At 69.6% G+C, this 22,483-nt stretch carries 23 protein-coding genes; 16 read left to right on the top strand and 7 right to left on the bottom strand.

Annotation, left to right across the window (positions count from 1 at the left end; genetic code table 11):
* Positions 1-63: 63 nt before the first annotated feature.
* The gene (locus FBY35_RS26115) at positions 64-831 is read right to left on the bottom strand and encodes an ABC transporter permease (RefSeq protein ID WP_142216421.1); all 768 of its coding nucleotides are present in this window, start codon (positions 829-831) and stop codon (positions 64-66) included.
* A gap of 91 nt (positions 832-922) precedes the next feature.
* Positions 923-1,849, bottom strand: coding sequence for an ABC transporter ATP-binding protein (locus FBY35_RS26110; protein WP_142216420.1), 927 nt, complete (start codon positions 1,847-1,849; stop codon positions 923-925).
* A 483-nt stretch (positions 1,850-2,332) separates the two neighbouring features.
* Here FBY35_RS26110 and FBY35_RS26105 point away from each other — a divergent pair, with 483 nt between their 5' ends.
* From FBY35_RS26105 to FBY35_RS26065, 9 genes are all read left to right on the top strand, one after another.
* Positions 2,333-3,073: a metalloregulator ArsR/SmtB family transcription factor gene (locus FBY35_RS26105; protein ID WP_142216419.1), complete on the top strand. Its 741-nt coding sequence runs from the start codon at positions 2,333-2,335 to the stop codon at positions 3,071-3,073.
* Positions 3,070-4,491 carry a Fe-S cluster assembly protein SufB gene (sufB, locus tag FBY35_RS26100; protein WP_142216418.1) on the top strand — a complete coding sequence of 474 codons (1,422 nt, stop codon included), beginning with the start codon at positions 3,070-3,072 and terminating at the stop codon, positions 4,489-4,491. Before FBY35_RS26105 ends, sufB begins: the two co-directional genes overlap by 4 nt.
* A 69-nt stretch (positions 4,492-4,560) precedes the next feature.
* Positions 4,561-5,742, top strand: coding sequence for a Fe-S cluster assembly protein SufD (sufD, locus tag FBY35_RS26095; protein WP_142216417.1), 1,182 nt, complete (start codon positions 4,561-4,563; stop codon positions 5,740-5,742).
* Positions 5,742-6,062 (top strand): bifunctional 3-phenylpropionate/cinnamic acid dioxygenase ferredoxin subunit, encoded by a 321-nt coding sequence (locus tag FBY35_RS26090; protein WP_142216416.1) that lies wholly within the window; start codon positions 5,742-5,744, stop codon positions 6,060-6,062. Before sufD ends, FBY35_RS26090 begins: the two co-directional genes overlap by 1 nt.
* Positions 6,063-6,069: 7 nt before the next feature.
* A complete protein-coding gene (gene sufC / locus FBY35_RS26085; protein WP_142216415.1) occupies positions 6,070-6,834 on the top strand; it encodes a Fe-S cluster assembly ATPase SufC in 765 nt (254 codons plus the stop codon).
* Positions 6,831-8,087, top strand: a complete 1,257-nt coding sequence (locus FBY35_RS26080) for a cysteine desulfurase (RefSeq protein WP_142216414.1) — start codon at positions 6,831-6,833, stop codon at positions 8,085-8,087. Before sufC ends, FBY35_RS26080 begins: the two co-directional genes overlap by 4 nt.
* An 11-nt stretch (positions 8,088-8,098) precedes the next feature.
* Entirely contained in the window at positions 8,099-8,554 is a 456-nt protein-coding gene (sufU, locus tag FBY35_RS26075; RefSeq protein ID WP_142216413.1) for a Fe-S cluster assembly sulfur transfer protein SufU, read from the top strand.
* Entirely contained in the window at positions 8,551-8,889 is a 339-nt protein-coding gene (locus tag FBY35_RS26070; protein ID WP_142216412.1) for a metal-sulfur cluster assembly factor, read from the top strand. Before sufU ends, FBY35_RS26070 begins: the two co-directional genes overlap by 4 nt.
* Before the next feature lie 189 nt (positions 8,890-9,078).
* Entirely contained in the window at positions 9,079-9,444 is a 366-nt protein-coding gene (locus tag FBY35_RS26065; RefSeq protein WP_142216411.1) for a VOC family protein, read from the top strand.
* Between the two features lie 8 nt (positions 9,445-9,452).
* Here FBY35_RS26065 and FBY35_RS26060 read toward each other — a convergent pair whose 3' ends face one another.
* Positions 9,453-10,469: a hypothetical protein gene (locus FBY35_RS26060; protein ID WP_142216410.1), complete on the bottom strand. Its 1,017-nt coding sequence runs from the start codon at positions 10,467-10,469 to the stop codon at positions 9,453-9,455.
* A gap of 271 nt (positions 10,470-10,740) precedes the next feature.
* Between FBY35_RS26060 and FBY35_RS26055 the strand changes: the two genes are divergently transcribed.
* The 3 genes from FBY35_RS26055 (at position 10,741) to dapD (ending at position 12,667) form a co-directional block, all read left to right on the top strand.
* Entirely contained in the window at positions 10,741-11,061 is a 321-nt protein-coding gene (locus FBY35_RS26055) for a multidrug efflux SMR transporter (RefSeq protein WP_142216409.1), read from the top strand.
* A complete protein-coding gene (locus FBY35_RS26050; protein WP_142216408.1) occupies positions 11,061-11,609 on the top strand; it encodes a TetR/AcrR family transcriptional regulator in 549 nt (182 codons plus the stop codon). Before FBY35_RS26055 ends, FBY35_RS26050 begins: the two co-directional genes overlap by 1 nt.
* Before the next feature lie 68 nt (positions 11,610-11,677).
* Complete coding sequence (gene dapD, locus FBY35_RS26045) at positions 11,678-12,667, top strand: 2,3,4,5-tetrahydropyridine-2,6-dicarboxylate N-succinyltransferase (protein ID WP_142216407.1); 990 nt, start codon at positions 11,678-11,680, stop codon at positions 12,665-12,667.
* 16 nt (positions 12,668-12,683) lie between these two features.
* Here dapD and dapA read toward each other — a convergent pair whose 3' ends face one another.
* Positions 12,684-13,583, bottom strand: coding sequence for a 4-hydroxy-tetrahydrodipicolinate synthase (gene dapA / locus FBY35_RS26040; protein WP_142216406.1), 900 nt, complete (start codon positions 13,581-13,583; stop codon positions 12,684-12,686).
* A gap of 204 nt (positions 13,584-13,787) precedes the next feature.
* On the opposite strand from dapA, the gene FBY35_RS26035 reads away from it, so the two are divergent.
* Positions 13,788-14,405 (top strand): DUF4232 domain-containing protein, encoded by a 618-nt coding sequence (locus tag FBY35_RS26035; RefSeq protein WP_142216405.1) that lies wholly within the window; start codon positions 13,788-13,790, stop codon positions 14,403-14,405.
* Between the two features lie 68 nt (positions 14,406-14,473).
* Here FBY35_RS26035 and FBY35_RS26030 read toward each other — a convergent pair whose 3' ends face one another.
* Entirely contained in the window at positions 14,474-16,306 is a 1,833-nt protein-coding gene (locus tag FBY35_RS26030; RefSeq protein ID WP_142216404.1) for an endonuclease/exonuclease/phosphatase family protein, read from the bottom strand.
* Positions 16,307-16,576: 270 nt separating this feature from the next.
* Here FBY35_RS26030 and FBY35_RS26025 point away from each other — a divergent pair, with 270 nt between their 5' ends.
* The 3 genes from FBY35_RS26025 to FBY35_RS26015 all read left to right on the top strand — a co-directional run bounded on the left by FBY35_RS26025 (position 16,577) and on the right by FBY35_RS26015 (position 20,211).
* A complete protein-coding gene (locus tag FBY35_RS26025) occupies positions 16,577-18,025 on the top strand; it encodes a hypothetical protein (protein ID WP_142216403.1) in 1,449 nt (482 codons plus the stop codon).
* A 223-nt stretch (positions 18,026-18,248) separates the two neighbouring features.
* Positions 18,249-19,724, top strand: a complete 1,476-nt coding sequence (locus FBY35_RS26020) for an alkaline phosphatase PhoX (protein ID WP_142216402.1) — start codon at positions 18,249-18,251, stop codon at positions 19,722-19,724.
* 256 nt (positions 19,725-19,980) lie between these two features.
* On the top strand, positions 19,981-20,211 hold the full coding sequence (locus tag FBY35_RS26015; protein WP_142216401.1) for a hypothetical protein: 231 nt from the start codon (positions 19,981-19,983) through the stop codon (positions 20,209-20,211).
* Positions 20,212-20,287: 76 nt separating this feature from the next.
* Here FBY35_RS26015 and FBY35_RS26010 read toward each other — a convergent pair whose 3' ends face one another.
* Entirely contained in the window at positions 20,288-21,496 is a 1,209-nt protein-coding gene (locus FBY35_RS26010; protein WP_142216400.1) for a TerD family protein, read from the bottom strand.
* Between the two features lie 95 nt (positions 21,497-21,591).
* Positions 21,592-22,401 (bottom strand): NAD(P)-dependent oxidoreductase, encoded by an 810-nt coding sequence (locus FBY35_RS26005; protein WP_142216399.1) that lies wholly within the window; start codon positions 22,399-22,401, stop codon positions 21,592-21,594.
* Positions 22,402-22,483: the final 82 nt, after the last annotated feature.

Here is a 22,483-nt window from a genome sequence, read left to right as displayed (position 1 = left end):
TTGGCAGGCTCATACTGGCCCGTGGGTCAGTCCCGGCGGAAGACGCGTGAGCCTGACAGATCCTTACTCCCAGCGGAACAGCCGGGCAGCTACCCCCAGTCCGAGCACCGCCCAGAGGGCGAGGATGCCCAGATCGCCCCACGGCACTCCCGCGCCGTGCCGGAGCACCTCACGCAGTCCGTCCGAGAGCGCCGAGATCGGCAGCAGCCCGAGCACCGTAGCGGCCGCGTCCGGGAATTTGTCCAGCGGCACGATCACCCCGCCGCCCACAAGGAGCAGCAGAAAGACCAGGTTGGCCGCGGCGAGCGTGGCCTCGGCCCTGAGCGTTCCGGCCATCAGCAGGCCGAGGCCGGAGAAGGCGGCGGTGCCGAGGACGAGCAGTAGCAGTACGGAGAGAGGGTTCCCGTGCGGGGACCAGCCGAGCCCGAAGGCGATGACCGTCAGCAGCACGATCTGCAGCACTTCGGTGGCCAGTACGGACAGGGTCTTGGCGGCCATCAGCGCCCAGCGGGGAAGCGGCGAGGCGCCGAGCCTCTTGAGCACTCCGTACCGCCGCTCGAAGCCGGTCGCAATGGCCTGGCCGGTGAAGGCGGTGGACATGACGGCCAGCGCGAGAACACCCGGGGCCAGGAAGTCGACGGGCTCGCCGCTGCCCGTGTCGACGACATCGACCGTGGAGAACAGGACGAGCAGCAGCGACGGGATGATCACGGTGAGCAGCAGCTGTTCGCCGTTGCGCAGCAGCATCTTCGTCTCGAACGCGGCCTGCGCGGCGATCATCCGCCCGACCGGAGCGGCGCCGGGCCGCGGTGTGTACGTACCGGCGCTCATGAGCGCAGCTCCTTGCCGGTCAGCTCCAAGCTGTGTCTTCCCGGGGGACAACCCCCGGACCCCCGGTCGGGGCGACCCATGTGATCCCGCATCATGAGCGCAGCTCCTTGCCCGTCAGTTCCAAGAACACGTCCTCCAGGGTGTGGCGCTCGACCGAGATGCCGTTGGGCATCACCCCGTGCTGAGCGCACCAGGAGGTCACGGTCGCCAGCAGCTGCGGGTCGACCTGGCCCGTGATGCGGTACGCGCCTGGGGTGAGCTCGACCGCCTCCGTGCCGTCGGGCAGGGCCTTGAGCAGTGAGCCGACGTCGAGGCCGGGGCGCCCGGTGAAGCGCAGGGTGTTCTCGGCGCCCCCGCGGCAGAGCTGTTCCGGGCTGCCCTGGGCGATGACCCTGCCTGCGTCGATGATCGCGACAACGTCGGCGAGCTGTTCGGCCTCGTCCATGAAGTGCGTGGTCAGGACGGTGGAGACGCCGTCCTGGCGCAGTTCGCCTACGAGTTCCCAGGTGGAGCGGCGGGCCTGCGGATCGAGTCCGGCGGTCGGCTCGTCGAGGAAGACCAGTTCGGGGCGGCCGACCACGGCCATGGCCAGTGCCAGGCGCTGCTGCTGGCCGCCGGAGAGCCGCCGGTAGGTGGTGCGGCCGCAGCTGCCGAGGCCGAGGCGCTCGATGAGCGCGTCCACGTCCAGCGGGTGGGCGTGGAGTTTCGCCATGTGGCGCAGCATCTCCTCCGCGCGGGCGCCCGGGTACACGCCGCCGGACTGGAGCATCACGCCGATACTCGGGCGCAGCCGCGCGGCGTCGGCGACCGGGTCGAGGCCGAGGACCCGTACCGTGCCCTTGTCGGCGCGGCGGTAGCCCTCACAGGTCTCGACCGTGGTGGTCTTTCCGGCTCCGTTGGGGCCGAGGACGGCGGTCACGGAGCCACGGGGGACCTCGAGGTCGAGGCCGTCCACGGCCGTCTTGGATCCGTACCGCTTCACCAGGCCCCGGATCTGGACGACGGACTCGCTTCGCATGCCGAGGAGTCTAGGCGGGGGTTGAAGGCCCTTGGGGAGCGGGTCCCGGACCCGTCGGCGCCGGTGAGGTGAATGGCCTGAACTGGCTCCTGAGGCGTTTCCGCGACGACAACTGCCAGGGCACCCCCACCATGGGCAGCGCCGGTGAACCGTCCACCACTCGGAGTATCGCGGGCGCGGCGGATCCGAACGCCGAGCTCCATGGGCGCGGCTTGACCGGGTCCTCACTCACGGCCGCTGCAGGTCACGGCCGGTCTGCCGGCCTCGGATTCGTGGCAAATTCCGGCAGGACCCCGGTGAATTCGATCAGGGTCGCCGACCTTCTGGATCTTGCCGCATTAATTCCGGGTATTACCTGGTCAGGGCCCGTCCGGCTGCCGCCGGGCGGGCCCTGTTCTTAGGTAACCCTTAGTGATGAAGCGCACCGGGTCACACCATGGACGGCAGTTGTCACGTCCAGAGGAATTACGCAACAATGGCGTTGTGAAAAACGTTGGCGAGGCTCCGCAGGAGGAACTCGCGACTGGTGAGCGCTCCACGCGCAACCGGGTCGCGCGCTCCATCCTGGATCACGGCCCGTCCACCGTGGCCGATCTCGCGGGACGCCTGGGCCTCACCCAGGCCGCCGTCCGCCGCCATCTCGACTCGCTCGTGCACGAGAACGTCGTCGAAGCCCGTGAGCAGCGGGTCTACGGCGCGCGCACACGCGGGCGGCCCGCGAAGGTGTTCGCCCTGACCGACTGCGGCCGGGACGCCTTCGAGCAGTCGTACGACACACTGGCCGTCGACGCGCTGCGCTGGATCGAGCGGGCCGCAGGTGGAGGGGCAGCTGGTGAGGCAGCCGTCGCCGCCTTCGCCCGGGACCGGCTCGAGGCGCAGGCAAAGGCCTACCGCAAGGCGGTCGACGCCGCTCCCCCCGAGCAGCGCACCGAAGCCCTGGCCAAGGCTCTGAGCGCCGACGGGTACGCTGCTACGGCGCGTAACGCACCGGTCGGCGAGCAGCTCTGCCAGCACCACTGCCCGGTCGCCCATGTCGCCGAGCAGTACCCCCAGCTGTGCGAGGCGGAGACCGAGGTCTTCTCCCGCCTCTTGGGAACGCATGTGCAGCGTCTTGCCACCATCGCCCACGGCGACGGCGTCTGCACCACGTTCATCCCGCACAGCGCACCACAGACCACCACACCGTCAGCATCCACAAGCACGGCCGGGAGGAACCCCGCATGACTCTCCCCACGGAGACTGCCCACCCCGAACTCGAGGGTCTGGGTACGTACGAATTCGGCTGGGCCGACTCCGATGCGGCGGGCGCAGCTGCCAAGCGCGGCCTCTCCGAGGACGTCGTCCGTGACATCTCTGCGAAGAAGAACGAGCCGGAGTGGATGCTGAAGCTGCGCCTGAAGGGCCTGCGGCTGTTCGGCAAGAAGCCCATGCCGAGCTGGGGCTCGGACCTGTCGGGCATCGACTTCGACAACATCAAGTACTTCGTGCGCTCCACGGAGAAGCAGGCGGAGTCCTGGGAGGACCTGCCCGAGGACATCAAGAACACCTACGACAAGCTCGGCATCCCGGAGGCGGAGAAGCAGCGCCTGGTCGCCGGTGTCGCCGCCCAGTACGAGTCCGAGGTCGTCTACCACCAGATCCGTGAGGACCTGGAGGAGCAGGGCGTCATCTTCCTCGACACGGACACCGCGCTGAAGCAGCACCCGGAGCTCTTCCAGGAGTACTTCGGCACCGTCATCCCGGTCGGCGACAACAAGTTCGCCTCGCTGAACTCCGCCGTGTGGTCCGGCGGCTCGTTCATCTACGTGCCGAAGGGTGTGCACGTCGACATCCCGCTGCAGGCCTACTTCCGTATCAACACGGAGAACATGGGCCAGTTCGAGCGGACGCTGATCATCGTCGACGAGGACGCCTACGTCCACTACGTCGAGGGCTGCACCGCCCCGATCTACTCCTCGGACTCGCTGCACAGCGCCGTCGTCGAGATCATCGTCAAGAAGGGCGGCCGCTGCCGCTACACGACGATCCAGAACTGGTCGAACAACGTCTACAACCTGGTCACCAAGCGCGCCGTGGCGTACGAGGGCGCGACCATGGAGTGGGTCGACGGCAACATCGGTTCCAAGGTCACCATGAAGTACCCCGCGGTCTACCTGATGGGCGAGCACGCCAAGGGCGAGACCCTGTCCATCGCCTTCGCGGGCGAGGGCCAGCACCAGGACGCCGGCGCCAAGATGGTTCACATGGCCCCGAACACCTCCTCCAACATCGTCTCCAAGTCGGTGGCGCGAGGCGGCGGCCGTACCTCCTACCGCGGTCTGATCGAGATCGGCGAGGGCGCGCCGGGCGCGAAGTCCAACGTGCTCTGTGACGCGCTGCTGGTCGACACCATCTCCCGCTCCGACACGTACCCCTATGTGGACGTGCGCGAGGACGACGTGTCCATGGGCCACGAGGCGACCGTCTCCAAGGTCTCCGAGGACCAGCTCTTCTACCTGATGAGCCGCGGCATGACGGAGTTCGAGGCGATGGCGATGATCGTGCGCGGCTTCGTCGAGCCGATCGCCAAGGAACTCCCGATGGAGTACGCGCTGGAGCTCAACCGGCTGATCGAGCTGCAGATGGAGGGGTCGGTCGGCTAAGCCCAGCCCGCCCTCCCCAGCAGCGACTGATTTCTTACGCAGAGGCAGAGAGAGAGCACGACGACAGCCATGGCTGAGGCTCAGAACATTCCGGCGGGGTCCACCACTGCCGGCTCCATCGCGGTGGCCGCCGAGTCGACCGTCGCCACCCGCATGAGTGCGCCGCCTTCCTTCGACGTGGCGGACTTCCCGGTCCCGCACGGCCGTGAGGAGGAGTGGCGTTTCACTCCGCTGGAGCGGCTGGCCGGTCTGCACGACGGCACCGCCCTCGCGACCGGCACCGGCATCAAGGTGGAGGTCGAGGCGCCCGACGGCGTCGTCGTCGAGACCGTCGGCCGGGAGGACGCGCGGCTCGGCAGGGCCGGCACTCCGGTGGACCGCGTGGCCGCCCAGGCGTACTCCTCCTTCGAGAAGGCCTCGGTCGTCACCGTGCCCAAGGAGACCGTGCTCACCGAGCCGGTCCGGATCGCCGTGCACGGGGAGGGCGGCACCGCCTTCGCCCACCAGGTCATCGAGCTCGGCGCCTTCGCCGAGGCCGTCGTGGTCGTCGACCACACCGGCGACGCGGTCCTCGCCGCCAATGTCGACTACCTGCTCGGCGACGGCGCGAAGCTCACCGTCGTCTCCGTCCAGGACTGGGACGACAAGGCCGTCCACGTCGCCCAGCACAACGCACTGGTCGGCCGGGACGCCTCGTTCAAGTCGATCGTGGTCACCTTCGGCGGCGATCTCGTACGTCTGCACCCGCGGGTCTCCTACGCGGGCACCGGCGGCGAGGCCGAGCTCCTCGGCCTCTACTTCACCGACGCGGGCCAGCATCAGGAGCACCGGCTCCTGGTCGACCACAACGCCCCGCACTGCCGCTCCAACGCCGCCTACAAGGGCGCGCTGCAGGGTCAGGACGCGCACGCGGTGTGGATCGGCGACGTCCTCATCGAGGCGCGGGCCGAGGGCACGGACACCTACGAGATGAACCGCAACCTCGTCCTCACGGACGGCGCGCGCGTCGACTCCGTACCGAACCTGGAGATCGAGACCGGCGAGATCGTGGGCGCCGGTCACGCCTCCGCCACCGGCCGCTTCGACGACGAGCAGCTCTTCTACCTCCAGTCCCGGGGAATCCCGGCCGACGAGGCCCGCCGCCTCGTGGTCCGCGGCTTCTTCGCCGAGCTGGTCCAGAAGATCGGTCTGCCCGACGTCGAGGAGCGCCTGCTCGCCAAGATCGACGCGGAGCTGGAGGCGTCCGTCTGATGGCCGCCTTCGTCCGAGCCTGTGGGCTGAGCGAGCTGGAGGAGGACACCCCGAAGCGGGTGGAACTCGACGGCACGCCGATCTCGGTCGTCCGGACCGAGGGCGAGGTCTTCGCCATCAACGATGTCTGCTCGCACGCGAACGTCTCGCTGTCCGAGGGCGAGGTGGAGGACTGCCAGATCGAGTGCTGGCTGCACGGCTCCAGCTTCGACCTCCGTACCGGCAAGCCGTCCGGTCTCCCCGCGACGCGCCCCGTCCCCGTATACCCCGTCAAGATCGAAGGGGACGATGTGCTCGTCTCCGTCACCCAGGAGTCCTGAGTCACCCATGGCAACGCTTGAAATCCGCGACCTGCACGTCTCCGTCGAGGCCGAGAACGGCCCCCGCGAGATCCTCAAGGGCGTCGACCTGACCGTGAAGCAGGGCGAGACCCACGCCATCATGGGCCCCAACGGCTCCGGCAAGTCGACCCTCGCCTACTCCATCGCGGGCCACCCCAAGTACACGATCACCCGTGGCACCGTGACCCTGGACGGCGAGGACGTCCTGGAGATGACCGTCGACGAGCGCGCCCGCGCCGGCATGTTCCTGGCCATGCAGTACCCGGTCGAGGTCCCCGGCGTCTCGGTCTCCAACTTCCTGCGTACGTCGGCGACGGCGATCCGCGGCGAGGCCCCCAAGCTGCGTACCTGGGTGAAGGAGGTCAAGTCCGCGATGGAGACGCTCCAGATGGACCCGGCCTTCGCCGAGCGCAATGTGAACGAGGGCTTCTCCGGCGGTGAGAAGAAGCGCCACGAGATCCTTCAGCTGGAGCTGCTCAAGCCGAAGATCGCGATCCTCGACGAGACCGACTCCGGTCTGGACGTCGACGCACTGCGCCAGGTCTCCGAGGGCGTCAACCGCGTCCACGCGAGCGGCGAGGTCGGCACCCTGCTGATCACCCACTACACGCGCATCCTGCGCTACATCAAGCCCGACTTCGTTCACGTCTTCGCGAACGGCCGCATCGCCGAGTCCGGCGGCGCCGAGCTCGCCGACAAGCTCGAGGCCGAGGGCTACGAGGCATACACGAAGGGTGGCGTATCCGCGTGACACAGCTGCCGGGCCTCCTCGACACCGAGGCGATCCGCAAGGACTTCCCGATCCTGGACCGCTTGATCCACGACGGGAAGAAGCTCGTATACCTGGACAACGCGGCGACGTCGCAGACGCCGCGCCAGGTCCTCGATGTGCTGAGCGAGTACTACGAACAGCACAATGCGAACGTCCACCGCGGTATTCACGTACTCGCCGAGGAGGCCACGGCGCTGTACGAGGGTGCCCGCGACAAGGTCGCCGCCTTCATCAACGCGCCGAGCCGCGACGAGGTGATCTTCACCAAGAACGCCTCCGAGTCGCTCAATCTCGTGGCCAACATGCTCGGCTGGGCGGACGAGCCCTACCGCGTGGACCACGAGACCGAGATCGTCATCACGGAGATGGAGCACCACTCCAACATCGTCCCGTGGCAGCTGCTGGCGCAGCGCACCGGCGCGAAGCTGAAGTGGTTCGGCCTCACCGACGACGGCCGCCTCGATCTGTCCAACATCGACGAGATCATCACCGAGAAGACGAAGATCGTCTCCTTCACTCTGGTCTCCAACATCATGGGCACGGTCAACCCGGTCGAAGCACTGGTGCGCCGCGCGCAGGACGTGGGCGCGCTGGTTCTGGTCGACGCCTCGCAGGCCGCGCCGCACATGCCGCTGGACGTCCAGGCGCTCGGCGCCGACTTCGTGGCCTTCACCGGCCACAAGATGTGCGGACCGACGGGGATCGGCGTGCTGTGGGGCCGCCAGGAGCTGCTGGAGGACCTTCCGCCGTTCCTCGGTGGCGGCGAGATGATCGAGACCGTCTCGATGCACTCCTCCACCTATGCGCCCGCGCCGCACAAATTCGAGGCCGGTACGCCCCCGATCGCCCAGGCCGTCGGCCTCGGCGCGGCCGTGGACTACCTCACCTCGATCGGCATGGACAAGATCGCCCAGCATGAGCACGCCCTTACCGAGTACGCGGTGAAGCGGCTCCTCGAGGTCCCCGACCTGCGGATCATCGGCCCCACCACGGCCGAGGAGCGCGGCGCGGCGATCTCCTTCACCCTGGGAGACATCCACCCGCACGACGTGGGCCAGGTCCTCGACGAGCAGGGCATCGCGGTCCGGGTCGGCCACCACTGCGCGCGGCCGGTCTGCCTCCGGTACGGAATTCCTGCGACCACGCGGGCGTCGTTCTATCTGTACTCCACGCCGGCCGAGGTCGATGCCTTGATCGACGGCCTGGAGCACGTCCGTAACTTCTTCGGATGAGGGACTGACGCGTGAAGCTGGATTCGATGTACCAGGAAGTCATCCTGGACCACTACAAGCACCCCCACGGGCGTGGTCTGCGGGATGGCGACGCCGAAGTGCACCACGTCAATCCGACGTGCGGTGACGAGATCACGCTCCGCGTGAAGTACGACGGTTCACGGATCGAGGACGTGTCGTACGAGGGCCAGGGCTGTTCGATCAGCCAGGCCTCCGCCTCCGTACTGAACGAGCTGCTGGTCGGCAAGGAGCTGGCCGAGGCGCAGAAGATCCAGGCGACCTTCCTGGAGCTGATGCAGTCCAAGGGCCAGATCGAGCCCGACGACGCGATGGAGGAGGTGCTGGAGGACGCGGTCGCGTTCGCCGGTGTCTCCAAGTACCCCGCCCGGGTGAAGTGCGCTCTGCTGAGCTGGATGGCGTGGAAGGACGCGACGGCGCAGGCGCTGTCCGAAGGGAATAGGGCATGACTGACAACGAGACAGCCACGATGAAGCCGGCGTCCGAGGACGAGGTCCGCGAGGCGCTGTACGACGTCGTCGACCCCGAGCTGGGCATCGACGTCGTCAACCTCGGCCTGATCTACGGCATCCACATCGACGAGTCCAACATCGCCACCCTGGACATGACGCTGACGTCCGCGGCCTGCCCGCTGACCGATGTGATCGAGGACCAGGCGAAGGCGGCGACGGACGGCATCGTCAACGAGCTGAAGATCAACTGGGTCTGGATGCCGCCGTGGGGCCCGGACAAGATCACGGACGACGGGCGCGAGCAGCTGCGCGCGCTGGGCTTCAACGTCTGATCGTCTCTGTGTGGCGCGGCCCCCGGCATGCCTTTTCGGTGCCGGGGGCCGCGCCACAGCTGATCACGGACAACGGCTCTGCCGATCTGTACGGTGACGGCACCCGGGCCAAGGACCTCACCCACCCCGAATGGAAGAAGTCGCGCGCCGCGTGGTTCACCGTCACGGGTCGACGGCACACTGGCAGGCATGGCCGTTTCGCTGTACACCGTCGTCATCGACGCCCACGATCTGCCGGCGCTCGCCCGGTTCTGGAGCCAGGTCCTGGACTGGAAGGTGGTCTTCGAGGCCGAGGACGAGATCGTGATCGGGGCGGACGAGTTCTCCCTGCCGGGAATCACGTTCGTGCCCGTCCCCGAGCACAAGTCCGGCAAGAACAGGCTGCACATCGACCTCACGCCCGATGACCAGGCCGCCGAGGTCGAGCGGATCATCGGGCTGGGGGCGCGGCGGGCCGATGTCGGGCAGGGGTCGGCGGCGACCTGGGTGGTGCTCACCGACCCCGAGGGCAACGAGTTCTGCGTACTGCGCCCGAAGAAGACTTTGCTCGACTGATCAGCTGCTCAGTAGGCGGGCGGCACGGCGGCGGCCTCGGCGAGGGCCGGGGCCAGGTTCTCCGTGCGGATCCGGCGGTCGACGTAGAGCAGGCTCGCGATCAGCTGCGGGAACGGGGCGACGAGCACCTGTCCGATCAGCTGGCTCACCAGGCCCAGGAGGATCGCGCCGCCGAGGTAGACCATGACCTGCGATCCGCTCGGGTCGGAGCCGAGGTCCGAGCTGCCGATCATGCCGGGGAGCATCTGGATGAAGCTGAGCGGCAGTTGGACGACATAGGCCGCGACAGCGGCCATGATGCCGGTGAGCAGCGTGATGCCGAAGATCCGCCACCAGTCGCCGCGTACCAGCTTCGACGAGCGGCGCATCGCCGCAAGTGCGCCCTGGCCCTCGAAGACCGCCGCGGCCGGGGCGAGAGAGAACTTCACCCAGAGCCAGACGGCCAGCGGCGCCGTCGCCAGTGCGCCGAGAAAGGCGAGCGGAGGCACGATCAGCGGCCCGTTGCCCGCCGCCAGCAGCGCGATCATCAGGCCGACGAAAGCCGTGAGGAACAGGGCGAGCGGGACCAGGGTGACCAGGCCGATGAGGAACACGGTGCCGATCACGGCCGGTACGTGGGCTGCCGCCCGCCGCCAGACGACGCCGAACGTGGTCGGCCTGCCCAGCACCGCGTCCTGGAGGACCGCCGGAACGCTCGCGTACACCATCGCGGTGGCCAGCAGGAAGGTGATCATGCCCACGCCCCAGACGGCCAGGAAGGCCAGGAGCAGCGGGCCGATGTCGTCCCATTCGGGAGGCTCGGCGCTCGTCGCGTCGTAGATCGCCCGCAGGTGGTCGCCGACGACCGCGTACGTCGTCGCCAGCGCCACGGCGAAGGCGGCCGCCGCCGCGCCGTAGACGGTCGCGGCTATGCCGAACAGCTGTTTCCAGTAGCGGCCGATCGTGCTGAACGCGCCACCGAGGACGTCGGAGAGTCCGAGCGGGGCCAGCGGGATCACCCCGGGCCGGGGCGGCGGCGGGGGCATCCAGCCTCCCCACCCGGGGGGTGGTCCGGTTGGAGGTGTGTTTCCGTATGCCACTTGCGTGTCTCCCGCGCGTCGTCGGCCAGGGCGCTGTGGGGCCCCGGGTGTGTTCTGCCTGGTCGGACGGGACACCGTAGCGGGGTGGGGCGGGCCGGGTCACCGCGGCCAGGCGTTCTCGTGGCGGCGGCCGGCCCGGCGGGCGGCGCCGAACGCCGTACATTGCCCGATCCGCCGTTGTGTACGAGCGTACGCAACGATGTGTACACTCGTACGCATGGGATACGGACTGCTCGCCGCGGCCATCGCGGCGGAGGTGGCCGGGACGACGGCCATGAAGTACAGCGAGGGCTTCACCAGGCTGTGGCCCTCACTGCTCACGGTCGCGGGCTATCTGCTCGCCTTCACGCTGCTCGCGCAGACGCTCAAGACCCTGTCGGTGGGCACCGCGTATGCGATCTGGGCGGGCGTCGGTACGGCGGCCATCGCCGCGATCGGCATGCTCTTCCTGGGCGAGTCGGCCAGCCTCGTCAAAATCACCGGGATCGCCCTGGTGATCGCCGGGGTTGTCGTGCTCACCACGGCCGGGGCGCACTGATGGCACGGCGCTACGACCCCGAGCGGCGCCTGCGCATCATCGAGGCGGCGATCCGGGTGGTCGCCACGAAGGGCATCGGAGGGCTCAGCCACCGCACCGTGGCGGCCGAGGCGGATGTTCCGCTCGGCTCGACGACTTACCACTTCGCCTCCCTGGACGAGCTGATGGTCGCCGCGTTGCGCCGGACCAACGAGGGATTCGCGGCGGCGGTACGGGACAGCGGGGCGCTCAAGGACCCCGGCGCCGATGTCGCCGAAGAGCTGGCCCGGCTGATGGGGGAGTGGCTGGCCGGGGAGCGCACCGGCGTGGAGCTGGAGTACGAGCTCTATGTGGCGGCCCTGCGGCGGCCCGCGCTGCGGCCGGTCGCAGCGGAGTGGTGCGAAGGCCTCACCGAGATCCTGGCCCGGCGGACCGATCCGGTCACAGCGCGGGCGCTGGTGGCGCTGATGGACGGGATCTGTCTGCAGGTGCTGCTGACGGACACGCCCTACGAGGTGGAGTACGCGCGCGAGATGCTGGCACGGATCATCGCGGCGCCGGGTGCCTGACGGTGGGCCCGCGACCGGGACGTGAGACCGGTTCGCACCCGCCCGCCCTCGCCGGTTAGGTTCTCCGTATGACCGACACCACTGCTCCTCGCACCACCGGCGCCGTCGCCGCCGGGCTCGCCACGCTCACCACCGACGGCACCGTACTCGACACCTGGTTCCCCGCCCCCGAGCTGTCCGCCGAGCCCGGCCCCGCCGGGACCGAGCGGCTGACCGCCGAGCGTGCCGTCGAGCTGCTCGGCGAGGGCGCGGCCAAGGCCATCGGCCCGGACGCCCGCCGTGGCGTCGAGGTCGTTGCCGTCCGTACGGTCATCGCCTCTCTCGACGACAAGCCGCTGGACGCCCACGACGCGTATCTGCGCCTGCACCTGCTGAGCCACCGGCTCGTCCAGCCGCACGGCCAGAACCTGGACGGCGTCTTCGGGCTGCTCTCCAACGTCGCCTGGACCTCGCTCGGCCCGGTCGCCGTCGACCAGGTCGAGACCGTGCGCCTCAACGCCCGCGCCGAGGGCCTGCACCTCGCCGTGACCAGCATCGACAAGTTCCCCCGGATGACGGACTACGTCGCGCCCAAGGGCGTGCGTATCGCCGACGCCGACCGCGTCCGTCTCGGTGCGCACCTCGCCGAGGGCACCACCGTCATGCACGAGGGCTTCGTGAACTTCAACGCCGGCACGCTCGGCACGTCGATGGTCGAGGGCCGCATCTCCGCGGGCGTCGTCGTCGGCGACGGCTCCGACATCGGCGGCGGCGCGTCCACCATGGGCACGCTCTCCGGCGGCGGCAACGTCCGTATCGTCATCGGCGAGCGCTGCCTGATCGGTGCCGAGGCGGGCGTCGGGATCGCGCTCGGCGACGAGTGCGTGGTCGAGGCGGGGCTGTACGTCACGGCAGGAACGCGGGTCACCATGCCCGACGGCCAGATCGTCAAGGCGCGGGAGCTCTCCGGCGCGAGCAACATCCTTTTCCGCCGGAACTCGGTCACCGGATCGGTGGAGGCGCGCCCGAACAACGCGGTGTGGGGCGGGCTCAACGACGTGCTGCACAGCCACAACTAGTCGCGGCCCGCAACCCTCAGCTCCTCCGTCGGACGCCGGAGGAGCTGCGGTGCAGCTCCTCGTACGCCGCGCGCAACCGGTCGACCGCCTCGCGCCCCGCGGGCCGCAGCGGTTCGCGGACCGGGCCCGCGTCCAGGAGCGCCTTCGCCGTCACTGTGCCCGGCAGGCCCGAGGCCATCATCAGTTCGGCCAGTGGGAGCGTACGGCCGTTCAGGTGGGCGGCCGCGGCCGTGTCGCCCTTGTCGTACGCGTCGAGCACCGCGCGCAACGGACGCGGTGCGACATTGGCTACCGTGCTGACATAACCCGCGCCGCCCACCGCGTACAGCGGCAGGTTCAGCTCCTCGCTGCCCGAGTAGTACGCCAGCGAGGTGCGGGTGATCACCTTGGCCGAGCCGAGCAGGTCGTACGAGCAGTCCTTGACGGCGACGATCCGCGGGTGGCCGGCCAGCCGCAGCATCGTGTCGACCTCGATACGGGTGCCGGTGCGGCAGGGGATGTCATAAAGCATCACCGGAAGTGACGTCGCGTCCGCGACCGTACGCAAGTGCGCCTCGATCGCGTCCTGCGGTGGGCGGCTGTAGTACGGCGTGACCACCAACAGGCCGTCCGCGCCGGCCTGTTCGGCCGCGCGTGCCAGCTCGACCGTGTGCCGCGTGGACGCGCTGCCGACGCCCGCCACGACGGACGCCGTGTCACCCACCGCCTCCCGCACGGCGCGTACCAGCGCGGTCTTCTCGGTGTCGGTCGTGGTCGGGGACTCGCCCGTGGTGCCGTTCAGCACCAGTCCGTCGCAGCCCTCGGTCACCAGATGGACCGCGTGGCGGGCGGCTGCCTCCAGGTCCAGCTCGCCGGTGGCGGTGAAGGGCGTGATCATCGCGCAGAGCGCACGGCCGAAAGGGCGGGAAAGGGTCATGTTCCGCAGTGTCGGCTGCTGGACGGTGAAGGTCCACTTAGATCTGCTTGGGGTGAGGGGCAAGCGGAGCTGACGAGTTGGCGCTCGGCTGTGCGGCGGCCGGAACTGAACGGGCAGGCAGGGCCGGGGCGTTCACCTCTGACATGATCGGGACCGGATGAGGCAGGACCGACATGGGGGGCATCTGCTGTGAGGCGGACCGGAGTGGCCACGTTGGTGGTGATGGCGGCCGTGGTGCTGAGCGGCTGCGCGAGCGAGAAGGAGCCGCCGCGGGGTGCGGCGGACCCCAGTTGGGAGTGGCGGGTGAAGGCCGACTCCCTGTCCGCGTCCCCCCGCCCGTACGACGGGCGGCCGGGGGCGACCCACACTCCCGGGACGGCTCCGGCGCCCGGGCCGACGGCGTGTCCCGCCTCCGGTGTGGTGATCAGCACTGGTGAGGTGAACGCCGCGATGGGGCGCCGGGCCACTGTGATCGAGCTGAGGAACTGTGGTCGCAGTGCGTACCACGTCAACGGCTATCCGCAGGTCGGGGCCCTGGACAAGGACCGTGAACCGCTCAAGCTGAAGATCACCCATGGAGAGGCGGACGCGGGGAGGGTCCGTGGCCCTGAGCCGATCACGCTCGCGCCCGGCAAGAGCGCGGTGTCCGTACTGAACTGGACGAACCGCGTGACGTCCTACGACCCGCCGAAGCCCGGCGCGTATCTGCTGATCGCACCTGCCGTCGGAGAGGAGAAGCAGACGCTCCCCTTCTTCCTCGACATGGGCACGGCGGCCGAACTGGACGTCACGGCCTGGGCTGTTGACACCGGCCACGGCTGACGCGCTGTGGCCCGAACCGGCACACGCCCGCGCTGAGCTGTTGCGCGGGCGTGTGACCGGCACGCGGCCTACGGGCGGAAGCGCAGGACCTGCGGGTCGTGGTCGCTGTTCTGGTCCGCGAACTCTGCGTTGATGTGCACGCTGTCGTAGCTGAAGTCGCCCACCGCCGGGCTGGTCAGGATCTGGTCCAGCACCTGGCTGTTGCCCTGGTAGACGTACGAGTAACGCTGCCGGCGCGGCAGGGACTTGACCGCCGGGTACAGCGCACCGCCGTCGGTGAGCGCCGTCGTCGTCGCCGAGAACTCGAAGTCGTTGATGTCGCCCAGGACCAGGACATCGGCGCAGCGGTCGGTCTTGAGGATGTCCTTGACGAAGGCGTTCACGGCCTGCGCCTGCTGCAGACGCTTGGTCTCGGAGGACCGGCTGGGCGGCTGGTGGTGCGAGGTCAGGCCCTCGTCGCCGCCCTTGGAACCGAAGTGGTTGGCGATCACGAAGACCGTACGGCCGCGGAAGGTGAACTCGCCGGCCAGCGGCTTGCGGCTGTTCTCCCAGGCGGTGTTCGCCGGGTCGACCCTGCCCGGGGACAGCGTCAGGGCCGCGCGGCCCTGGCCCCCCTTGACGACCGCGGTCGCGGTCTTCGCGTCGCCGCCCGGACGGTCCGTGAAGGAGACCCGCTCGGGGTTGAAGAGGAAGACCTGGCGGATGTTGCCGCCGGGTTCGCCGCCGTCCTTGTTGTTCTCGGGGTCGATGCTGCGCCACTCGTACGCCGGGCCGCCGGCCGCCGCGATCGCCGCCGTGAACTTCTTGAGCGTCTCGCCCGCCGTGACGATGCCGGTGTTCTTGGCGCCGTTGTCGTCCTGGATCTCCTCCAGGGCGACGATGTCGGGCGAGGCGAGGTTATTGACGACGGCGGCCGCGAGCGCGTCGAACTTCTCCTGCGGGTCGCTCGGGTCGAGGTTCTCCACGTTGTACGTGGCGACCGCGAGCTCGCCGCGGCTCTGCTTGCGCGTCGACTCACGCTTCAGGCCACCGTCGGTGACCGTGCCCAGCGTGCGCGCCGTGATCGTGTAGCCGCCGAACTGGTTGAAGTCCAGGGGGCCTTCGGTCGTGCCGGAGAGAACATCGCCGACGTTCGCCTTGGGGAAGGGCTTCTCGGCGAGCGGCGTCAGCTGCTGGATCTGGAGTCGGCCGGTGTTCTGAGCGGTGTACGAGCCGTAGAGCGTGCCGCCACGGGGGGTGCGGTGCTCGGACGGCTTCACCGTCACCCACAGCTCGGCGTACGGGTCGGTGGCGCCGACGACGCGGGAGGTGCCGATGCGCACATCGGTGCCCTCCAGGGACTCGTAGTAGTCCAGGGCGTACGTACCGGGGGCGAGCGGGAGCGCGTTGATGCTGTTGCCCGCGGCGGCGTCGCCGGCCGGGGCGTACGCCGAGGGCACCGACCGGGCGGTGATCGTGACCGGCGCGGGCAGCGCGTTGCCGGAGGAGACCACGGTGACCGTGGGCTTGGCGATCTGGGTGATCGACTGGTTGCCGGAGGACGTGCCGCCCGGGATGTACTCGCCGACCGTGCCGGAGACGAGCACGCTGTCGCCGACCGCGACGGTGGGGGCGGAGCCGGTGAAGACGAAGACGCCTTCGCTGGTGGCCGGGTTGTCGTCCGCCTGCGTGTCCTGGAACCAGAAGCCCTTGGAGCCGTAGGTCCGTACGCCCGTGACAATGCCGGGGACCTCGGTCACCTGCTGGCCGGCCAGCGGGGATATCCGGGTGGTGCCCTGGATGTCGTGGATCCGGATCCCGGCGGCGGATGCGGCGGAGGAGCCGGCGAGCAGGCCGGCGGCCAGCGCGACGGAGACGACGGCGGCGACGGCGGCGGTTCTCGGTACGGCGGGGGAAGGCATCAAGGTTCTCCGGATGTGAGGGATGAGGGGTGGTGCCAAGTTCTACGCGCGTCAATCTCTTTGGTGGGCAGGGGAGTTGTCAAGAGTCAACGGGTGTACGCAAGGGGACGGGACGGTGAACCAGGGTGCGGGCGGGGTGATGCCGGGGCCGGACCGCCCGGGGCACTCGGCGGCTGTCCTGGGCGTATCCCCCGGCGCGGCGAAACCCGGTGAAATACGTCTACGCTGGGGGCCGCCCGGACCCCGCACGCCCCCGAGGAGAAGTACCAGATGCCCGAAGACCGCCCCACCCTCCCGCCGGTTCGGCTGCACTCGGAAGCGGAGCTGGCGCGGGACGCGCTGGCCACGCCGCTGCTGACCAGGGCCGTCCGGCTCGCCCGCTGGGCGGGGCCGGACACGCGGGTCGGCGCGGGCGGCGAACTCGCCGACGAGCAGCTGCCCGCGGCCGCCGAGGAGCTGGGCCTCGGGGCGGAGGGCGACGGACCCGCGTATGCGAGCGAGGCGTGGCGCGCGGCCGTGGACACCGGGCTCGTCGAGGTCCAGGACCCGGCCGACGACGACGCGGAGCACGGCACGGCCACGGCGGGTGAGAACCTCGCGCTGATCACCTCGGGCTCGCCGCAGGACATCCTCTCGATCTGGCTGGACGCGCTGGAGGCCGTGCACGCCGATGCCATCGCGCCCGTCCTCGACGACCTGGCCCAAGCGATCCGCGAGGACGGCGAGATCGACTACGAGGCGCTGGACTGGGACCCGGACGCGGAGGCCGAATTCCTCGACGGAGTCCTCGGGAACCTGTACCTGCTGACCGCCAGTGAAGGCGGCGCGGGGGACGGGCCGGTGCCGCTGCCCGCGCTCGCCGCGTCGATGATCGTGCCCGACGACATGGGCGAGCCGACCGACGACGTCCTGGAGCAGGTGTCGGAGGCGATGATGCGGCTGGACGACCAGTTCCGGCTGTTCGAGACGGTCGGCCTGGTCGAATACCGGCCGGTGGACGAGGCGTTGATGGCGGAGGAGGGCGAGGAGCCCGCGCCGCCCGTGGACGACGAGGACGTCGCCCGGTACGGGATGGTCAAGCTCACGCCCCTCGGGCTCTACGGCATCCGGGCCCGGATGCTCGAGGCGGGGATCGATGCGCCCGCGGTCGGCGACCTGGCCGACAAGGACGCGGATGTACTGCTCGACGGGCTCGCGCGCTACCCCGAACTGGCCGCGCGGGCCGAGACGGAACAGTGGCTCGACCGGCGTGACCCCGCCGACTCGGCTCGCGATCTGCTGGCGGCGGCGCAGGGTACGGACGCGGGCGCCCCGCTGCGGCGCCTGCACTGCCAGCAGGCGCTCACCCTGGTCGGCCCGCAGGCCGAACCGGCGGTCCGGGCCGTCCTGGACGATGCGGAACTGGGTGGCCTGGCACGGGTCTGGCTGGCGGAACGCGGCGCTTCGGACGTGCCGCCGCCGCCCGAGTCGATGATCTTCTGGCTGGCGATCGACACGATCGCGGCGCAACTGGACGCGGCCGGGGACCTGGAGGAGCTCCAGGGTCTGGTCGAGGGCCTCGTCGGCCAGCACAGCGGCTTCTTCGAGGTGGCATGGCGGGTGGAGCACCCCGCGACGGCGGATGTGCTGGACGCGATGGGGCGGTTGCACCCGGACAAACGGGTGGCCAAGGAGGCGCGCAAGGCGGGGTTCAAGGCGCGGTCGCGGTCGGGCGGTTGAGCTTCGTCCCCCGGGACGGAGTCCGGGGGAGGTTGAGGCGCGGGGGACGCGGGTAGCGTCAGCAGTCGTACCGTGTCGTGGGCTTGGAGGCGCGCACCGCACGGACTCATTCATGGACGGCGCGGCCTCTCGATGTCGGCCGGAGTTCAATCGCCGTTTATGCGCGAGCGTAAGTGTGTGCCCGTCATCAGCCAGCCGGATGTGTTTCCTCCAGGAGTACTCGATGTCGCTCACCCGCAGGGAATTCACCAAACAGTCCGCGCTCACCGGCGCCGGAGTCGCCCTCACCGGCGTCGTCGGCTCGCTCGCCACCGCGCCCGGCGCGCTCGCCGCGGAGGAGACGGCCGAAACCGTCGAGACCGCCGGTCACGGCCGCCACGCGCCCGGCTACGGGCCGCTGATCCCCGACCCGGACAAGATCCTCGCGCTGCCCGCCGGATTCAGCTACCGGATCATCACGCACAGCGGAATCACCAAGCTGGACTCGGGTGAGTTCACCCCCTCCAACCACGACGGCACGGCCACCTTCGACGGGCCGCGCGGAGTGACCCTCCTCGTCAACAACCACGAGCTCAAGGGCCCCCGCTCCGGCTGGAAGTACCCGGTGCCGCTCACCGAGGGTCTCGTCTACGACCCGGCCGCGTCCGGCGGCTGCTCGGTCGTCGAGGTCCACCGCAGCGGCGAGGTCGCCCAGTGGGTCGGCATCGCGGGCACCTCCACCAACTGCGCCGGGGGCCGCACGCCGTGGGGTACCTGGCTCACCTGCGAGGAGACCGAGGACCTCGCCGGCAAGAACGGCATGACCAAGGACCACGGCTACGTCTTCGAGGTCGACCCGTACGACCGGCGCTCCAACCGTGAGCCGAAGCCCGTCAAGGCCTTCGGACGGTACGCCCACGAGGCCGTCGTCATCGACCCCGGGAGCGGTCACGCCTATCTGACCGAGGACGCCTCGGGTCCGAACGGCCTGCTCTACCGCTGGGTCCCGCCGCACGGCTTCGAGCACGGCCGCGGACACCTCAGGCACCTCGCCGACGACGCGGGCGTGCTCCAGGCGACCAAGTGCTACGACTCCGGCGGCCGCTTCGTCGACGACCTGTCCCGCGCCACCAAGATCGGCACCGTCTACGGCGTCGACTGGATCGACGTGCCCGAGCGCGACGGCCGCACGAGCTCCGTACGCAAGCAGTTCGGGGACAAGGACATCACCCGCGCCCGGAAGCTCGAAGGCATGTGGTGGGGCGACTGCGGCGTGTACATCGTCTCCTCCTACGCCCGCGAGGAGAGCCCCGTCCAGCACGACGGCCAGGTCTGGTTCTACGACCCCAAGCGCCGCACCCTCACCCTGAAGGTGCTGCTCGGCATCAACCCCGACCCGTCCAAGGACGGCGCGTTCGACGGCCCCGACAACATCACCGTCTCCCCGTACGGGGGCCTGGTCATCGCCGAGGACGGCGAGGGCGTCCAGCACCTGTTCGGCGCGACCGAGCGCGGGCGCACCTACCCGATCGCGCGCAACGAGCTGAACATCGGCACCGAGGAGGAGCCGGAGTTCAGCGAGTTCACGGGTGTCGTCTTCTCGCCCGACGGACGGACGCTGTACGCCAACATCCAGACCCCGGGCATCATGCTCGCGATCACGGGGCCCTGGAGGCGTCAGCCCCGGGCCCAGTCCGAGAGTCCCCGGGCGCTTCGGTGAGCGCTCGGGGACCGGCAGCACGCAAACCGGACCGGGGATTCGTGGCTCCCGAACGACGCCTCACTCATCGGAGTGGTGCGCGCACCGAGAGGCACGGACATCGAGCCGGCACCTGATCGACCTGGTGAAACGCGGGGAAATCGGCGCCGGATCAAGGGCGTTTTGTGCCCATCTCGGCGGCCGTCCGGCGCTCCACGCCGACAGCTGGTGGTTCTGACGTGGCGTGGCGGGCCCCCGAGGGCCCATACTCCAGGTAATGACAAAGTCAGCCGGATCCCGCCGCTATTTGCCCTCCAGTCCCTTCAACAAACCGGCCACGGCCGCCCCGCCGATTGAGCAGTACGAAGTGGGCGACCGGGTCTCGCACGACCAGTTCGGGCTCGGAAGAGTCATCGCAGTCGAAGGAGACAACGCCGCCGTGCTTGTCGACTTCTCGGGGCGCCAGGGAAGAATCCTGAGCCCATACTCCAAGCTGGCCAAACTCTGAAGACCGTGGCCGCCGGGCCCGCCATCACCTGAATCGGTGGCGGACCCGGCGGTGTCGGTCGCGGCGGCTGTCCCCGTCACAGGGCCTGGGCGGCGGGCTTGACCATGCCCCGCACTGTGCGGGACTTCACGAAGTCGCCCATCGCGGTCATCTCCCATTCGCCGGAGAACTGCTTGATGAGCTTGGCCATCATCACGCCGGTCTGCGGCTCGGCGCCCGTCAGATCGAAGCGGACCAGCTCCTCGCCCGACGCGGCGTCGACCAGCCGGCAGTAGGCCTTGGCGACCTCGGTGAACTTCTGTCCCGAGAAGGAATTGACCGTGAAGACCAGACCCGTCGCATCGGCCGGGATGCGGCCCAGATCCACGACGATCTCCTCGTCGTCACCCGCGCCCTCGCCCGTCAGATTGTCGCCGGAGTGCCTGATCGCGCCGTTCAGGATCGACAGCTTGCCGAAGTAGCAGCTGTCGATGTGGTTGCGGCTGGGCCCATAGGCGATGACGGAGGCGTCGAGGTCGATGTCCTTGCCGCGGAAGGCGGGCTCCCAGCCGAGGCCCATCTTGACCTGGGAGAGCAGGGGGCGGCCACCCTTGACCAGCGAGACCGTCTGGTTCTTCTGCAGGCTGACGCGGCCCTTGTCCAGGTTGATCTTGCCTGCGCCGGGCGCGGGGGCCGGGGGAGCGGCCGGCGGGGGCGGCACGGGTGCGGCGAGACGCGGATCGACGGGCGGCGCGGGTGCGGCCGGTGCGACGGGAGCAGGGGCCGAGGGGGCGGCGGCGGGCTCCTCGTCGACGGAGACGCCGAAGTCCGTGGCGATGCCCGCCAGCCCGTTCGCATAGCCCTGGCCGACCGCACGGGCCTTCCAGGCGCCGTTGCGCCGGTAGATCTCCACGACGACGAGCGCGGTCTCGGCGCCGAGCTGCGGCGGGGTGAAGGTGGCGAGCGCGCTGCCGTCGTCGGCATTGCGAATGGTGGCGGTGGGCTCGATGCCCTGGAAGCTCTGGCCGGCGGCGTCCGGGCTCGCCGTGACGACGATCTTCTCGATGCCGGGCGGGACGGCGGAGGTGTCCACCACGATCGCGTCGGGAGCGGTGCCCCCGCCGGACCGGTAGCTCACGCCGGGGCCCGCCGGCTGGTTGTAGAAGATGAAGTCGTCGTCGGAGCGCACCTTGCCGTCGGCGGTGAGCAGCAGGCTCGATACGTCGAGCCGAACCGGGGCGGCGACGTCCACCACCACGCGGGCGGCGGAGAGAGGGATGTTCGAGCCGGGGGTCATAGCTGTCATGCCAGGGGTAACGAGCGAGGGCGCTTTACCGTTCCCTTACCTTTGGGCCAACTGATGAGCGGGCCGGGTGCGGGCCGCATGCCCGGTGGCGGACGTCAGTACGGCCACTGGGGCGGGTTGGTGGTGAAATGGCCGCCCAGATACGCGTGGTCCGGGTTGTGCGGGTCGAGTTCGCCCTGTTCGGCCACGAGCTTCTCGGCGTACTGCTCGGAGTCGTCCTGCGGTTCGTAGCCCAGCGAGCGCGCCGTCGACAGGTCCCACCACAGGCGGGTGTTGGCGGAGGAGCCGTAGACGACGGTGTGGCCGACGCTCTCGGCGGTGAGTGCCGCGTGGAAGAGGCGGGCGCCGTCGCCGGGGCTCAGCCAGACCGACAGCATCCGTACCGACGTGGGCTCCATGAAGCAGGAGCCGATGCGGACGGAGACGGTCTGGATGCCGTGCAGGTCCCAGTAGAGCTGGGCCAGGTCCTCGCCGAAGCACTTCGACAGACCGTAGAAGGTGTCCGGGCGGCGCGGTGTGTCGATGGGGATCAAGGGGTCGTCCCCTTGCGGGCGCGGGGTGAAGCCGACCGTGTGGTTGGTGGAGGCGAAGACGACGCGCTCCACGCCCACTTCACGGGCAGCCTCGTAGAGGTTGTACGTCCCTTCGATGTTGGCGCGCAGGATCTTCTCGAAGGGGGCCTCCAGGGAAATGCCGGCAAGGTGGATGATCGCGTCAACGCCCCGTACCGCTTCGCGCAGAGCCTCCTTGTCGCCGAGGTCGGCGGTGATCGCGTCCGGCACGCCCTCGATGGGGGTGGCATCGAAGAGCCGGAGTTCGTAGCCGTACGCGGGCAGCAGTCCCCGCATCAGTGTGCCGACGCCGCCGGCGGCGCCGGTGAGCAGGACGGTGCGGGGAGCTGGCATGAATGGTTCTCCTCAAGACGCTCAGGTCCATGGAAGGCGTTCATCATGGACGCGCTGGAAAGTGGTCCGGGCACCGTCAAGT

It is taken from the genome of Streptomyces sp. SLBN-118 (assembly GCF_006715635.1).
Taxonomy (GTDB): Bacteria; Actinomycetota; Actinomycetes; order Streptomycetales; family Streptomycetaceae; genus Streptomyces.
Note: the sequence above shows the minus strand (reverse complement) of the source record. Positions and strands in the feature narration are given on the sequence as shown.